Below are 15,965 nucleotides of genomic sequence, written 5' to 3'. Positions count from 1 at the left end.
AAAAGGATAACCCAGTGAAGACGGACAAGAACGTACCGGCAGATGTGAAGCCGGCGACACCAGTCATCACTCCGGCGACGGCAGAGAACGCCAGAGCCCTCGCGAAAAGCGCGGACGTTAAGGAAGGTTTCTTCACCGCGACGGCTGACGGCAACATCACGGTCGACCCCGTGATCGCAAAGACGGCCATGGTTTCCGTAATGTCGGACGACGCGGCGGTGGCTCCGAAGACGATCGTAACTCTGCCCGTCATCACGGCGGCGATTAGCGACGGCAAAGTCGCGGCTCTCGCGATGAAGACGACCGGCGCTCAGCTTGGCGCGGCGGCAAACAATATAGTCAGCGACATCACGCTCATCAAAATACTTAGGGACGGGACAGGCGCGAAGTTCGGCTATACCGCGGAGCCGGCCGGCTACGCCGACCAGAGCTTCACGCTCAAAAACGTGGAGGGAAACAATCTCGCCTTTACCGACAAAATCGATCCGACCGCGACATACACGCTCATACTCTTCGTCAAGGATAATGGAGAGTTCGACTACGACAAAACCATGGGCAGCGTAATCGACCCCGTGGCGATGGCGATGAACGAGGCGAAGGCGCCGAAACCCTCCGGCGGTTCAAGCAGCGGCTGCTCCGCGGGTGTGGGAGTCTTAGCACTGCTGGCGCTGCTGCCGCTCGCGGCGGCAAGACGCAGGAAGTAAGCGAATAACCCCTATAATAAACGGCAGTAACAGTGAAAGAGGCGGACGATAAACTCCGCCTCTTTTTTTGTGCATTCAGCGAAGAGAGCATCCCAAACATACGGGCGCAACAAAATAAAGGCCAACGCTTTGCGCTAAGCTGAATGATAAATAGCGGTTTATCAAAGATTTTGGCTCCCTCTCTGAGGGAGCTGTCCCGTAGGGACTGAGGGAGAGTTGACCTTAGGTTCTCCCGCGGCTTTTGCCGCGGACTCTGTTTGACGCGGTTACCGCGCCAAACAGAGCAACACTCCTTCCGTCAGCCGCCAAAAGCAGGCGGCCGCCACCTCCCTCAGAGAGGGAGGCTACAAGGGCAGAAGCTAAATCGCTGTTTATCATTGCCCCATCGGAGATAAATCGGCGTTTAGAAGTGCGAGTTGCTAAATAAAATGGGGGCTCCGATACCGGAACCGTATCTTCATACGGTGAGGATTCGGAGCCCCCATTTTATGACGCAAATCGTGCTTATAAACGCCGATTTATATCCTTTCTGACTTTCGCTGATGGTTTACCCTGTTTTAGACGGCGGCTGTAAGCTGCAAAAGCGGCTCTTTATGCTATACTTACGTAATGTCTTGCGGCATTTTTATTTAAAATGCCTCTAATGGTGGTTTTGTGTGAGAATTATCTATAGAGGCAGTTCTCACCGGCGCAGAGGCCGGTATCTTTGGGAGGAATCGTTTTGGATAACCAGATAGCTCTTATCGCCGGTGAGGGATCGCTTCCCGTTGTGATAGCAAGCAGGCTGACGAATAACGGCAATCCGCCGGTCGTCTATTCTATCCGGGAGAGTATCGGCGAGCTGTCTAAGTACGCGCTTGACGTTATAAACATTACCAAACCAGACTTTGGCTTTACGATAAAGGACATGAAGAAGCGCGGCGTGAAGAGCATCATCATGGCGGGAACGGTATCGAAGACTCTCGTCTTCAAACCCTCGCTCTTCGACCTCACCACGCAGCGTTTCCTCGCGGGGCTGCTCTTCCGCGACGACCATTCGATCCTCGGGGCGATCGTCGATTTCCTTGAGAAAGAGGGGTTCAGCGTGCTCAGCTACCGTGACATCGTCCCCGACCTGCTCGCGAAGAGCGGGCATATCGCGGGACGGACGCCGACCAAGGAGGAGCTGGACGACGCCGATTACGGTTTTTCGATCTGCAGGGCCGTGGTGCCGCTCTCATTCGGACAGACCGTCATCGTCAACAAACGTTCGGTGGTCGCCGTGGAGGCGATGGAGGGAACGGACGCGACCCTGCTTCGCGCCGGCTCCCTCTGCAAGGGCGGCACGGTCGCCAAGATGATGCGCCTCGACCAGGACGAGCGTTACGACATTCCCACCGTCGGCCCCGACACACTGCGTCACATGGCGCAGGCAAAACTGAATTGTCTCGCGCTTCACGCGGGATGGACGCTGATCCTGGAACCGGAAGAGTTCCAGGCCGTCGCCGAAAAAGAAAATATCTCCGTGATAGGTGTCGAAGTTTGTCGATCTTTATAAGCTCCGGCGAAGCGTCGGGAGACCATTACACCGCGAATCTCGCTAAGAGGCTGCGTGCCTGCGGCTACGGCGGCGATATCTGGGGCATGGGAGGCGTCGAGTCCCGTGAAGCGGGGATACGCGTCGAATGGCCCGGCGAACGGCTGCAGCTCTTCGGCCTCATGGAGGTTTTATCCACAATCCCCTCAATCATCGCGCTGCGCGGCGAGATGGTGAGACGCATTCTCGAAACCGCGCCCGAGGCGGTCATCGTCTGTGACAGCCCCGATTATCACATGCATCTGATCTCCAAGCTGCGTTCGCGCGGCTATCGGGGACGTATTTTTTATATTTCGCCGCCCTCGGTCTGGGCCTGGCGCAGCGGACGCGCGGAAGACTTGCGCCGCAACGTGGACGAATGTCTGCCCCTCTTTAAATTCGAACACGAATATCTGCTCTCGCGCGGCTGCGCAAGCCACTGGCGCGGACACCCGCTTGTCGAAGAGTTCGGCAGGCTTGCCGCCGAGCCCTCCAAACTCGCGGGACGCTTTGACCGCGAACGAATGGTGGCTTTCCTCCCCGGAAGCAGAAGAAGCGAGATAACGGCGCTGCTCCCGATGATGCGCAAGGTGGCCGACATGCTCGCGGCAAGAGGCTGGCAGCCGGTATTCTCCGTCGCGCCGGGACTCAACCCCGCGGTGCGCGGCGACATGATCGAAGAATTCACGAGAGACGGAGTCCTCTTTTACGACGGCCCCGGCCATGACCTGATGGCCGCCGCGCGCTGCGCAGTCGGCGCAAGCGGCACGATCACCGTCGAATCACTGCTTCTCGGCTGTTATATGGTCGTCACCTACAAGCTGAATCCGATATCGGCGCTCGTTGGCCGCTGCGTCGTCAAGACGCCCTTTTACGCGATGGCCAACATCCTCGCCGGCGAAGAGATGTTCCCCGAGCTGCTGCAGGAGAAAGCCACCGTAAAAAACATTCTCGAACATACTCTCGCGTGGCTGGAGGACGGCGGGGACTTCCGCGAAAATACAAAAAAGACCATGAAACGCACCCTGCTCACGCTCGGCGAAGAGGGCGTATACGATTTCTGGAGCAGGCGCATAATGGAGGCCGCCGCCAATGCTTAAACTTACCGATAAAAATGAATGGTCCTCTTACCTGAGGGTCCTGAGATACTGCATCCCCTATAAAAAACGGCTCATCTACGCCGTTATCTGTATGGCGCTGTCCGCGATCGCCGCAATCACCCCGCCGTGGCTCATAAAGAACGTCGTCGACGACGTGCTCATCCGCAAGGAGACCTATATGCTGAACCTTCTCTGTTTCAGCGTCGTCTTTCTATATATCCTCAAGGTCGTATTCACCTACGCGAACCTCTATCTCATGACCTGGGTGGGACAAAAGGTGGTCATCGATATCCGCCTCGAGCTCTATGACCGCACACAGAGACTCTCTTTGCTGACGCTCTACAGCAGGCGTTCCGGCGAATTCCTCTCGCGCATCACTAACGACGTGTCGACGCTGCAGAATATCCTTGCCTCGGTAGTTGTCGATTTTGTCGTACAGGGCGTCACCTTTATCGGAATTATCGGGCTGCTGCTCTTCCTTAACTGGCGGCTGACCCTTGCCACCTTCATGGTGATCCCCATAGCGGTCTTCGCCATCGACCAGGCCTCGTCGAAGCTGCGCAGGGTGGGCACGGTGATCCAGGAACGCCTCGCAATGGTCGCCGCGATCGCGCAGGAGGCGGTCTCGTCAATAAAGATTGTCCGCTCTTTCGCCACCGAGGAAGAGGAGTACGAGCGGTTTAAGGAGGAAAGTGACCTTCACTTTAAAGCGGTGATGAAGGGAACGCAGGTACGCGGCGCGCTGGAGGGCATCGTAGAGGTCATCCTTATCGCGGCGCTCGCCGCCATCCTCTGGATCGGCGGCCGCAACGTGATCGGCGGGAAGCTCACCGCCGGCGGTCTCATCGCCTTCCTCACCTACATCGGCCTGCTCGTGCAGCCGGTGCGCGTGCTCAGCCGCGTCGTCAGCACGATACAGCAGGGCGCCGCCTCCGCCGACCGCGTCTTTGAGATACTGGACGAGGCCAACGAGGTGCCGCTCGCCGAACACCCGGTCGTCCATTCGCCAATGACAGGGCATGTGAGCTTTGAAAATGTCGATTTCCGCTATAACGATTCGAAACATGTCCTCAACGGCATATCTTTTGAGATAAAACCGGGCGAGAAGGTCGCGATCGTCGGCCCTACCGGCGCCGGCAAATCGACGATCGCCGACCTCGTGATGCGCTTTTACGACCCGCAGGGCGGCGCCGTCAAGGTCGACGGGATCGACCTCCGCGACCTTGAATTAAAATCGTACCGCCGCCAGATAGGCGTCGTACCCCAGGACCCCGTACTTATGAAGGGCACTCTGGCCTACAATATCGGCTACGGCTGCCGCAGCATGATGAAGGCAAGCCTCGAACGGGCGGCGAAGATGGCCGGTATCTATGATTTCATCATGACGCTGCCGCGCGGCTTCGACACCGAGGTCGGCGAGCGCGGCGTGACGCTCTCAGGCGGGCAGCGCCAGCGCGTCGCCATCGCGCGCGCCGTAGTGCGCGACCCGCGGATATTGATAATGGACGAGGCAACCTCGTCGCTCGACGCGCTCGTCGAACAGCAGGTGCAGGAGGCGATGCGCAACGCGATGGAGGGACGTACCTCCATCGTCATCGCGCACCGGCTGTCGACGATACGCGACGCCGACCGCATTCTGGTACTGAGGGACGGTAAGATCGCCGAGGCGGGCACGCACGACGAACTTGTGGCCGCCGGCGGACACTATTACAGGTTATTCGCAGCGAGCAACGGAGAACATACGGAAGTGGGTTAAAATGTCGAAAATTTTGCGCAGCTACTTAAAATACGCACGCGGCGAGAGCCGGTTTTCGCCGTGGAGCCTATTATATCCTTGCCAGTTCGTCACGTGTGCCTGGATGAAGTTGCGCATTGGCCTCTTCAACCGCGGGATATTCGCCGTCACCGACCCGATACTGCCGACAATAAGCATCGGCAATAACAGCTTCGGCGGCACCAATAAGACCCCTATGGCCGAATACATCGTCCGCCAGTTTGCCGAAGCGGGAATAAAGGCTGGGCTCGTGAGCCGCGGCTACCGGACAAAAGAACATCCGCCCCTCTGGATCGGTCAGGACGGTAAGAGCACGCACCGCGACTTCGCGGGCGACGAACCGCTGATGCTGGCGAAAAGGCTGCCGGATACCAAGGTGGTCGTCTCGCGCAACCGCATCGAGGGCGTGAAGCTGCTCGCCGCGCTCGGCGTGGAGGTCGCAGTCACGGACGACACCTTCCAGCACCGTAAGATGGGACGCGACGTAGACATAGTTCTCGTCGACTCCACCTGTCCCTTCGGCAACGGGCAGGTGATTCCCGCGGGCTCCATGCGCGAACCGATGTCGGCCTTCCGCCGCGCGGATATCGTCGTTCTCACCAAGGCCAATCAGGCCGCCCCGGGAGCCGGGGAATCGATAAAGAAAAGACTCGCGCCCTATGTGGAGCCGGATAAAATATTCACCGCCGACATAAAACTCGAAAGATGGATGGAGATCACGCGGGAAGGGGAGAAGAAACTTCCAGAAGGATTCCTGCCATGCGGCCGCTACATCGCGGTCTCGGCGATCGGAAATCCCGGCGGCTTTTATAATTTCCTTGAGGAGATGGGAGTCGGCGTCGCGCTGCGCCGCACCTACAGGGATCACCATATATTGACGAAGGATGAGCTGGCGGAGCTCGACGCGCTTGCGGAGGAGAGCGGAGCCGACGGCTTCATCTGCACGGAGAAGGATCTCATGAACATGCCGCGGGAGCTTTTTCTCAGCCGCCCGCTCTACGTACCCTCAATCGCGGTGTCGCTCCACGACCCGCTCGCCTTCCGCAAAAAGATAATGGAGAGGCTGCGCCCAGCCTTCCTCGTCACCTCCAACGGCCACGGCGAGGACGCCATCGGACTCGTGCTGGCGAAGAAGCTCATCGAGCGTTTCAAATGCGCGCAGATAGACGCCTTCACCTTCGTGGGCTCGGGCAAACCATACTCGCTGAACGGTATTCGCGTCGTCTCGCCGCCGGCGGAGATGCCAAGCGGCGGCGTCGTAAAATACCACCTCACCGACCTGTTCCAGGATCTGCGCCACGGCCTCGGCCGGTCGATCAGGAAACAGCGGGACCGGATGCGTTCCCTGCTTGGGAGGTACCGCACGCCTCTCTGCGTCGGCGACGTCTACCTGCTCGCCAGCGTCCTCTGGGGACAGGGGATGAAGCCGATACTGGTCGCAACCGCGAAGACCGTGCATCTCAGCGGTCACCTCTGGATAGAAAAGTGGCTGCTGCGCAGGCGCAGCGTCCTCGTCTGGACACGGGACGAGGAGACGGCCCGCGAGCTCATAGAGGACGGCGTACCGGCGGTCTTTTACGGCAATCCCGTAATGGACCTGCTCGACGAGGTGAAAAACCCGGCCTTCGTCTGGGGCGAACGCGGCGCGAAGATACTGCTGCTGCCTGGGAGCAGGCCGCGCGCCTATGAGGATATCAAACTGATACTTGACACGATATCGCTGCTTGCTGCGAAGATGGAGTGCAGCTTCGTGATGGTCCCGGCGCCGACGATCGACATCAAAAAGATGACGGAGAATCTTGATGGCTGGGAGCTCTCGGAGAACGGAACGGAGCTCTGTTCCGAAAATATCAGCGTGACTGTTTGTTACGAACCGGTCGCCGCCGTCGCCTATGGGGCGGAGCTGCTGATCGGGCTTGGCGGCACGGCTAACCAGCTATGCGCCGGATTGGGAATTCCGGTCGTCTCAATAATAGAGCGCGGGAAACTACGTCAAAAAAAGCTGCTGCGCGAGGCGGAGATACTCGTCCCCGCGGAACCGGCGGCGCTCTCCGAGGCCGCCTGGACGGTACTCTCCGACAATAAACTGCGGCGCTCCATGCAGGAGGCGGGAATGAAAAACTTAGGACGCACCGGCGCGCTGGAAAAGGTGGTAGAGTACTGCGCGGAAGAACTTGGCTGGGATACGCGCTGCCGCGTATATGAAAAATACAGAAATCATCTGGAATCGCTGGAGAAATAGATAAGGAGCTGAATGAAATGAAAACCGCAAGAGAGGTCAGGGTGAGGGACATCACGGTCGGAGGCGCGAGGCTGACGGTCGCCGCCGGCCCCTGTGTGCTCGACACCTTTGACGAGGCGCTGATGATCGCCCGCGAGATGAAGAAATACTGCGCGGAGTTTGGTTTCAATTACATATTCAAGGCATCTTTCGACAAGGCCAACAGGACCTCAATCACAAGTTTCCGCGGCCCGGGAATAGAAACGGGGCTTGAATGGCTCTCGGAAATCGGACGGCTCGCGGATGTTCCCGTGGTGACCGACATCCACGAGCCAAGCCAGGCGGAGATCGCCGCGCGTCACGTGGATCTGCTGCAGATACCGGCCTTCCTCTGCCGTCAGACCGATCTGCTCGCGGCGGCAAGCAAAACGGGCAAGCCGCTTAACGTCAAAAAAGCGCAGTTCATGGCCCCCGAGGACATGGGCTCCGTCGTCGGCAAGTGCCGCGAAAGCGGCTGTGAGGATGTCATCCTCTGCGAGCGCGGAACGGCCTTCGGCTATCACGAGCTATCGGTGGACTTCCGCTCGCTGCCCGTCATGCGCGCGCTCGGCTGCCCCGTGATGTTCGACGTGACGCACAGCGTCCAGAAACCCGGCGGCAGGGGCACCTGCAGCGGAGGCGACCGCTCCTTCGTGCTGCCTCTGATCCGCGCCGCCGCCGCGCTCGGCATCGACGCGCTCTTTATGGAGGTACACCCGAATCCCGACGCCGCGAAATGCGACGGCCCCAATTCGATCCCGCTCTCCAAGGTGCGCGAGGTGCTGCGCCAGACATACGAGATAGATAAGATCGTCCGCGAAAAGATAGATTTCGCGGCCCTTGACTGGTCGGAGGAATAGAGATGAATCTGCCGTACGAACGTGAAGAAAAGAAACTCTCATCCGAGGAGCTGCTTGCCACCGGAAGAGATATCATGCTCAAAGAGGCGGCGGCGCTCAGAAGCGCGACCGAAAAAATGGGCGGGGAGATGGCCTCCGCCGCCCACCTCGTAAGCCGCTGCCGCGGACGCATCGTCGTCTCCGGACTCGGCAAATCGGGCCATGTAGGGCGCAAGACGGCGGCGACCTTCGCCTCCCTCGGCGTACCGGCCTTCTTCCTCCACGCCACGGAGGGGGCGCACGGCGATTTAGGCATGGTCTGCCGTGAAGACGTGGGATATTTCCTCAGCAACAGCGGCGAGACACAGGAGCTGATCGCGCTCATCCCCTATTTCAAGAGGCTCGGCGCGCCGATCATCGCCGTCACCGGCAATCCGGAATCGATGCTCGCGCGCGAGGCGGACATCGTCCTCAACTGCCACGTCGAATCCGAGGCCGACCCGCTGAAGCTCGCGCCGACCAGCAGCACGACGCTGCAGATGGCGCTCGGCGACGCGGTGGCGGGCATGTCTACTCTGCTGCTCGGCCTCCAGAAGGAGGACTTCGCACTCTTCCACCCGGGCGGCTCGCTCGGCAAGCGGCTGCTGCTGCGCGTCTCCGACCTTATGGGCAGCGGGGACAGGATGCCGATCACCAAGCAGGACGCGAGGGTGCGCGACGCGCTCTTTGACATCACCAGCAAAGGCTACGGCGCGACGGCGATCGTCGACGACGAGGGCAAACTCACCGGCGTATTCACCGACGGCGACCTGCGCCGCTTCATCGAAAAAGAGGGGCTTGAAGGCCTCGAACTCCCTGTCTTCCGCGCCATGACGAAGAACCCGCGCGTCATCGGGCCGGAACGGCTCGCCGTCGAGGCGGTGCGCATCGTAGAAGAGTGGGAGGTCTCCGCCCTCATCGTGGTACAGGACGGCAAGCCGATCGGCATGGTCCACATCCACGAGATCCTTAAGGCGGGGGTGGCCTAGCTGTCGCTGCTGCGCAGTCTGTACCAGCTTCCGATAAACGCCTTCTTCGCCCTTTCGCAGGACAGGCTTAAGGCTAAATATACCGAGGGCAACGACGAGCGTCAGGGAGAGATACCGTCTGAAAAGCTCGCGCAGCTCTCCGGCGCGCGTCCCGTGTGGGTGCACGCCGTCTCGGTCGGCGAGGTGCAGGCGGCGGTGCCCTTTATAAAGGCGGCGCGGGCCGACGGCTACAAAGGCCCCGTCGTCCTCTCGACGACGACGCAGACGGGAAAGGCGATGGCCGAGCGGCTCGGCGGCGGACTATTCGACCTCCATATCTACTATCCATGGGATAAGAAAAGGTTCGTCGCGCTGGCGCTTGATACGCTTCGCCCGGAGCTGTTTGTGACCGCGGAGACCGAACTCTGGCCAAACATGCTCTGGGAGTGCCGCGAGCGCGCGATTCCCGCCTTTCTCATCAACGGCCGCATCTCCGACCGTACATGGGGCCGTATCAGCGGCGGGATCGCCAAACATGCGGCGGCCAGCCTCTACTCGCTATTCAGCGAGCTTTATCTCCGCGACGAAGAGGACGCGCGGCGGCTCTCGGAGGTCGGCGTAAGGGCGGAAAAGCTTCACGTCCTCGGAGACAGCAAGATCGACGCGCTGCTCGCGAGAAAGAACACCGCAGCCCGCGACGGCTGGCGGGAAAAATTCGGCGCGCCGGAGCGCCCGATATTCATCGCCGGCAGTACCCATACGGGCGAGGACGAAAAGGTCATCGCCGCCTTTGAGCTGCTGCGCGGGAGCAGGCCGGAGGCGCGGCTCATCATCGCACCCCGCCACCCGGAGAGGGCGGAGGCGGTCGCCTCGCTCGTTCCGGAAAAATATAAAACCATGAGGCTGTCGGCGCTCGCGGAGGGCTGGGACGTCCTTATCATAGATAAGATCGGAGTGCTTTTCGACCTCTACGGCACGGCGTACTCCGCCTTCGTCGGCGGCAGCTTCGCCGACAAGGGGGGGCAGAATATCCTCGAGCCCTTCTCCTGGGGCGTCCCCGTACAGTACGGCCCTCACATGGAGGATTTCGCGCAGGCCTCGCGCGCCTTCATCTTAATGGGGGCGGCGGCTCAGGTGGCGGACGAAAGGGAGCTCGCCGAGGTATGGCGTTGCCTCGCCGCGGAGAGGGATACCGGAGAGAGATGGCAGCGGCTGAGCCGCGATTACTTTGAAAAATCATGCGGCGCCTCCATGCGCACATGGCAAATGATAAAAAAATATCTAAGTGGTTACGGTTAAGGCATTTTATCAACGTCAGATGATCTGAAAGCTCGACTTTTTAATTTTTGCGAACCGAATAGTTTGTCTATCGGGCGTATACTATAATAATATTGGAGCCGCAGGCGAAACACGCCGTAAGGCGGGGGCCTTTGACCGGCTGCACCTAATTATGACGCGGGAGGAAGATTGTTTATGAATATCAACCGTGAACTGATAGAGAAATTTTACAGGGGACTCGACGAACGTTCACAGGAGGCGCTCGACGCCGCCGCAGAGCGGGTCGTCGCCGCTAAAAAGCGCGGCGGCAAGGTGGCGGTCGTCACCGGAAGCGGCCCGAACCTGCACGAGGGCGTCACTACCCTCATCGCCGAGCTGATCGAAAAGGGCGTCGTCGACGGCGTCACGACCAGCTCCGCCGTCGTCAATCACGAAATGGGCGGCGCGCTAGACCTGGTGAAGATGTGCGGCGCATCCCAGCTGGGCCTTGAAGAGGACAAGATGCCGCGCGGCAACGTCTTTGAATTCACCGATATGAGCGACGGGGAGCTCGCGGAGCTCGCGAAAGAGATGATCCTTGACGACGAGCTTCTCACGAAACGCCACAGCGCCGAGGGGCACATGGTGATCAAGGCCGCGGCGAACATGGCCTACCCGATGGGGCTGCGCACGGAGAGGCTCGCGGAGGAGATACATTCTCTCTGCCGCCAGTCCGGCCTGCCCTTTGAGACCGTCGCTGGCTGGGGCTGCGACCGGCGCACGATGCTCGGCAGCGGCGCCGCCAAGGGCGTTCCCGTTCTTGTGACGATCCCGCAGCTGGTCGGCGACGGCCACGTCGGCCTCGCGGTCGGCGACAGCATCCCCATCGCCGAACGCTCGCGCCGTATCGCCGCGATGCTGGGCTCCGCCGACGTCATCATCGAATCGGCGGTGGCGCTGACGCAGGAGATACACGACGGCCCATTTGAGACCTATACAGGCCACGGCATCTGGTCCTGGTGGCAGGGACAGCCCGTCTACAGTCTGAAAGACAAGTCCCTCATCCGCTTCGACCTTGACGAAAACCTGCGCCGCGCTCAGGACCTGCAAAAGTCAAGCGCGATGATCCAGGAAGCGATCGACAAGGGGCTGCCAAAGACGAAGATCTCGAAGATCCCCTTCCGCATGGAGATGTCCGCCTTCGCCCGCCACGAGGGAAGTCTGCCCGTGATCGGCGACATCGGTATGATCTGGCCGGTATTCGCGGCAAAGATCGCCGACGCGCTCGGCATCGAGCTTGAATTCATGAGCTATAAGCAGGAGACGGAAGAGGGCCGGGCAATGCGCGAATGGATCGTCGAAAACGTCAGGCCGCTCGACCGCGCGGAGATGCTGAAAAAATACAGAGAATGGCAGGCGCAGAACAGATGACGGAGCCAAAATTCCTCGGAGTAATACCGGCGCGCTACGCCTCGTCGCGCCTTCCCGGAAAGCCGCTGCTGGAGATCGGCGGCAAGACGATGCTTGAACACGTCTACCGCCGTTCACTCGCCTCCGGCGTATTCTTTCGCGTGGTGATCGCCACAGACGACCACCGCATCTACGACGCCGCCGAAAAGGTGGGAGCCGACGTCCTTATGACGCGCGCCGACCACCCGGACGGCTCAAGCCGTGTCGCGGAGATTGCCGCGAAGATAGACACCGACTACGTAATCAACATCCAGGGGGACGAGCCGATGCTTGACCCGCGCATGCTGCGCGAACTCGCGGCGGGATTCGCCGCCGACCCGGAGGCCGATTCGGCGACCGTCTGCGTGCCGATCACCAGGGAAGAGGACTTCCGGAACCCCAACATCGTGAAGGTGGTCCGCGCCCAAAACGGCCGCGCGCTCTACTTCAGCCGCTCGCCTATTCCCTATCCGCGCAGCAGCGCCGGCTGCCCCGTCTGGGAACACCTCGGCATCTACGCCTTTACCAAGCAGTTCCTGCTCAAATTCGTGGCGCTCCCGCCTACGCCGCTGATGCGGACGGAGAGCCTCGAACAGCTGCGTATACTGGAGCACGGCTACTCAATGGCGGTCATCCCGACAAAATACCCCTCCGAGGGACCCAACGTCAACACGCTTGAGGATCTTGAAGAGGCGCGGCGGATATTCGCCCAAAAGAAAAACGAAGAAAAATGAACGCGGGAAACTCCTTAAGGGCAATACTCATCCTCAGCGACGGCATCCGCGGCCATATAAACCAGAGCCGCGGCGTCGCCCATTGGCTCTCGCAGCTGACCGGGGCGGAGATACTTGAGAGCGAAGTTCCCGCCCTTACGGGCGCGGCCAAGGCGCGCGCCAAGACCGCCGCACGTTCTCTGGCAGCGGGCGGCACGCGGCGCGACGCGCGCGACTGGCTCGCCGCGGCGGACGGCGACGCGCTGATACGCCGCGTAGGCCAATGGTTTGCCGAACGCAACATCCAAGAGGGTTCGGGAGCCGTGCTGATAATCTCCGCCGGCAGCACCCCCGCCCCCTACAACATCGCCCTCGGCTATATCTGGCGCTGCGCCTGCGCGACCATCATGACCCCAGGCACGATTGGCACCGACCCCTTCGACTTCGCGATCGTACCGGAACACGACTATCCGGAACGGAAACCCAACATCCTTGTGACGCTCGGCTCGCCAAACTACGTCATCAAAGAAAACCTAAAAAAAGAGGCGGCGGCGCTGCTCGCCGAACATCCCTCCTCCGCGGGTGAGATTTGGTCGGTGCTCATCGGCGGAGACGACGCGAACTACGTTATCACCCCGGAATGGGTCAAAAAACAGCTGGGGCAGATATTGAACCTCGCGCAGCATGCCGGCGCGGATCTCTATATCACCACCTCACGGCGCACAAGCCCCGCGGCGGTGAAGACCGTCAAGACGCTTGCCGCTCACTCCCCCGCCGTCAAGTATCTGCTCGTCGCCTCAGAGGACGACTTCAACCCCATACCGGCGATGCTCGGCTTCTCCAAAGAGGTATTCTGCACCGAGGACTCGGTCAACATGGTCTCCGAGACGATCACGGGCGGCCACCGCGCGGTGCTGCTGCGCGTGGAACACCGCGGGGGCTTCAAAGGGCTGATCCAGAGGGCTACCGCCTCACTGGTAAACGCCGGTGCCCTCTCGCCGAACATGCTCTGGGGCATTCCGAAATTCGACCTCGTATTCGACCATTTCGCGAGGAACGACTCCCTGATAGAATACAGGGACTGGCTGCGCGTTCGCCGGGAAAATACACAGCTATCTCCCACCGAAGAGACTTCGGAAGAATTCAACGAGGCAAAACGTGCCGCGCAGTGGATATACGACAACTGGAAGTAACCTTTTCAGAGAAAATGAGTAATACAAAGCAAATTATGCTATAATTCCCGCTATGTACGGAGACCGCACGGAAGGTTTCCAATCAAGCAGTGGGTGAAAGACAAGGAAGGAATGGTAAGATGAAAAAATTTCTCACAATGATGCTCGTTACGGCGCTTGTCGCCGGAGCAACTTCCGCCGTCGCGGCGACGGAGGAGACGAAAAACAACGACTCTGCAGCGGATTCCATACTCTCGCAGGTTCAGGCCAATAAAGCGGCGAACAAAGAAAAGGCGGGGGACCAGAAAGAGGCGGCAGCTCCGAAGAAGGCCGAGGAGAAAAAGCCCGAGGCGGAAAAAGCTCCCGCCCCCGCGCAGAAAGAGACTACAAAAAAGAACGAGGCCTCGTCAACGATGGACCAGATCGTCAAAGAGGCGGCGGAAAAGGCGGCTAAGGAGCAGGAGACCTCGCCGAACAACAGAGGCACCGTAGCGGTCCCACCGGCGGAGACAAAGAAAGCCGAACCGGCCGCTTCCGCGCCGGCCAAGACGGAGCCCGCCACGGCCGTAAAACCGGCGGAACCGGTAAAGACGGCTCCCGAACAGCCTAAAGCGGCGGAACCGGCGGCACCTGTCACGCCAGCCGTCACAGACGCGGCTGAGATACCGGCAGGACGTCCGCTGAAACCGGCGGCGATGCAGGCCGGAGCCCCCGAGACAAGGGAAAGCCTCGTCGTCAGCGCCGAATGGCTCAAGACCAACCGCGGCAAGGTGATACTTATCGACTCACGCCCCGAGAGCCTCTACAGCGGCGGACACATCCCCGGTGCGGTCAACGCGCCGTGGACCTATTTCGCAAACATGAACGCGAAACAGGGAACTGAAAAATGGGGCGTCATCTGGCCCGCGGCGACGATGGCCAAACGCATCGGCGCGCTCGGCGTCGACGGCAAGAAGACGGTCATCGCCTACTGCGACGCGGGCGGATGGGGGCAGAGCGGCTGGACCCTCTGGATACTGCGTCAGGCCGGAATCAAAAACGCCAAGATACTTGAGGGCGGCATCGGCGCATGGAAGGCGGCCGGCGGACAGGTGACAAAGACCAAAAACACCAATAAAGCCGTCGCCTTCACGATCAAACAATACGTTCCGAACTATACCGCCACCACCGAGTGGATAAACAACAATATCGGCAAGCCTGGCCTCGTAATCCTCGACGTCCGCACCGAGCCGGAGTTCCTCGGCAAGATCCGTCCCTTCCAGGAGAAGCGCGCGGGGCATCTTCCCGGAGCGATCAACATCCCGAGGGAATCATTCCTCACCGCCGACAGCCACTTCAAACCGGCTGAAGAGGTGCAGGCCCTTCTCGCACAGCACGGCATCACGCCGGATAGCGAGATCGTCGTCTACGATACGGCTGGCGTCCGCTCGGCCTTCGTCACGATGCTCCTCCGCTACAGCGGTTTCGTGAAGAGCCAGAACTACGACGAAGGATTTCAGGCATGGGCGGGAAATCCCGAGCTGCCGCTGGTTAAACCGTAGTAAATCGGCGTTTATACGCACGATTTGCGTCATAACTTCGGGCTCTGGCATCCTCGCCGTATGAAAATACGGCTCCGGTTCCAGAGCCCAAAGTTATTTAGCAACTCGCACGTCTAAACGCCGATTTATCTTCAATAAGGTAGATAAATACAATTTTGCTTTGCTTTTGTTTGTCATGCCGGGCTTGACCCGGCATCCAGAGACTTGGGTTTTGTCTTTCCCGCATGTCATGAAACAGAAACAGCCCGGAGACACTGGGCGCCGGCTCGGAGGCCGGTGCAACAAGGCAGGGACACACGGCGGCTTTTGCCTCAATATGCTGGACGATAAACCACTATTTACAGTTTCCCATATCGGGGATAAATCGGCGTTTAGAAGTGCGAGTTGCTAAATAAAAAGGGGGCTCCGATACCGGAACCGTATCTTCATACGGTGAGGATTCGGAGCCCCCTTTTTATGACGCAAATCGTGCTTATAAACGCCGATTTACCGGTACCAAGGGAATTTTTCGGCCATCCCCGGCCTTCTTGGCATTCCCTTCGGCAGCAGCCCCACCTTATTCCAGACCGCGAAGCAGCGCTTCATCTCGCCAAG

12 protein-coding genes are annotated in these 15,965 nt (G+C 59.8%); all 12 read left to right on the top strand.

Translation table 11 applies throughout. From position 1 onward, the window contains the following. On the top strand, positions 1-704 hold a 704-nt coding region (locus LIO98_RS15225), incomplete at its 5' end, for a Synerg-CTERM sorting domain-containing protein (RefSeq protein WP_291959013.1). Between the two features lie 721 nt (positions 705-1,425). After that, positions 1,426-2,241: a UDP-2,3-diacylglucosamine diphosphatase LpxI gene (gene lpxI, locus LIO98_RS15220; protein ID WP_291959012.1), complete on the top strand. Its 816-nt coding sequence runs from the start codon at positions 1,426-1,428 to the stop codon at positions 2,239-2,241. Further along, on the top strand, positions 2,226-3,359 hold the full coding sequence (locus LIO98_RS15215; RefSeq protein WP_291959010.1) for a lipid-A-disaccharide synthase: 1,134 nt from the start codon (positions 2,226-2,228) through the stop codon (positions 3,357-3,359). Before lpxI ends, LIO98_RS15215 begins: the two co-directional genes overlap by 16 nt. Further along, entirely contained in the window at positions 3,352-5,115 is a 1,764-nt protein-coding gene (locus tag LIO98_RS15210; protein WP_291959007.1) for an ABC transporter ATP-binding protein, read from the top strand. The genes LIO98_RS15215 and LIO98_RS15210 overlap by 8 nt, the downstream gene beginning before the upstream one ends. A gap of 1 nt (position 5,116) precedes the next feature. Then, complete coding sequence (gene lpxK, locus LIO98_RS15205) at positions 5,117-7,375, top strand: tetraacyldisaccharide 4'-kinase (protein WP_291959006.1); 2,259 nt, start codon at positions 5,117-5,119, stop codon at positions 7,373-7,375. 17 nt (positions 7,376-7,392) lie between these two features. Then, entirely contained in the window at positions 7,393-8,253 is an 861-nt protein-coding gene (gene kdsA, locus LIO98_RS15200; protein ID WP_291959005.1) for a 3-deoxy-8-phosphooctulonate synthase, read from the top strand. Between the two features lie 2 nt (positions 8,254-8,255). Continuing rightward, complete coding sequence (locus LIO98_RS15195; protein WP_291959004.1) at positions 8,256-9,260, top strand: KpsF/GutQ family sugar-phosphate isomerase; 1,005 nt, start codon at positions 8,256-8,258, stop codon at positions 9,258-9,260. After that, on the top strand, positions 9,261-10,538 hold the full coding sequence (locus LIO98_RS15190; protein ID WP_363304544.1) for a glycosyltransferase N-terminal domain-containing protein: 1,278 nt from the start codon (positions 9,261-9,263) through the stop codon (positions 10,536-10,538). 174 nt (positions 10,539-10,712) lie between these two features. Beyond that, complete coding sequence (locus LIO98_RS15185) at positions 10,713-11,927, top strand: hypothetical protein (protein ID WP_291959002.1); 1,215 nt, start codon at positions 10,713-10,715, stop codon at positions 11,925-11,927. After that, positions 11,924-12,679, top strand: a complete 756-nt coding sequence (gene kdsB / locus LIO98_RS15180; protein ID WP_291959001.1) for a 3-deoxy-manno-octulosonate cytidylyltransferase — start codon at positions 11,924-11,926, stop codon at positions 12,677-12,679. The genes LIO98_RS15185 and kdsB overlap by 4 nt, the downstream gene beginning before the upstream one ends. Then, positions 12,676-13,851 carry an ELM1/GtrOC1 family putative glycosyltransferase gene (locus LIO98_RS15175; protein WP_291958999.1) on the top strand — a complete coding sequence of 392 codons (1,176 nt, stop codon included), beginning with the start codon at positions 12,676-12,678 and terminating at the stop codon, positions 13,849-13,851. The genes kdsB and LIO98_RS15175 overlap by 4 nt, the downstream gene beginning before the upstream one ends. A 119-nt stretch (positions 13,852-13,970) precedes the next feature. Continuing rightward, on the top strand, positions 13,971-15,371 hold the full coding sequence (locus LIO98_RS15170) for a rhodanese-like domain-containing protein (protein WP_291958997.1): 1,401 nt from the start codon (positions 13,971-13,973) through the stop codon (positions 15,369-15,371). The last annotated feature ends 594 nt before the right edge of the window (positions 15,372-15,965 follow it).

Origin of the sequence: Cloacibacillus sp. (assembly GCF_020860125.1) — a bacterium.
Lineage (GTDB): Bacteria > Synergistota > Synergistia > Synergistales > Synergistaceae > Cloacibacillus.
This window is presented reverse-complemented; position numbering and strand designations above follow the sequence as displayed.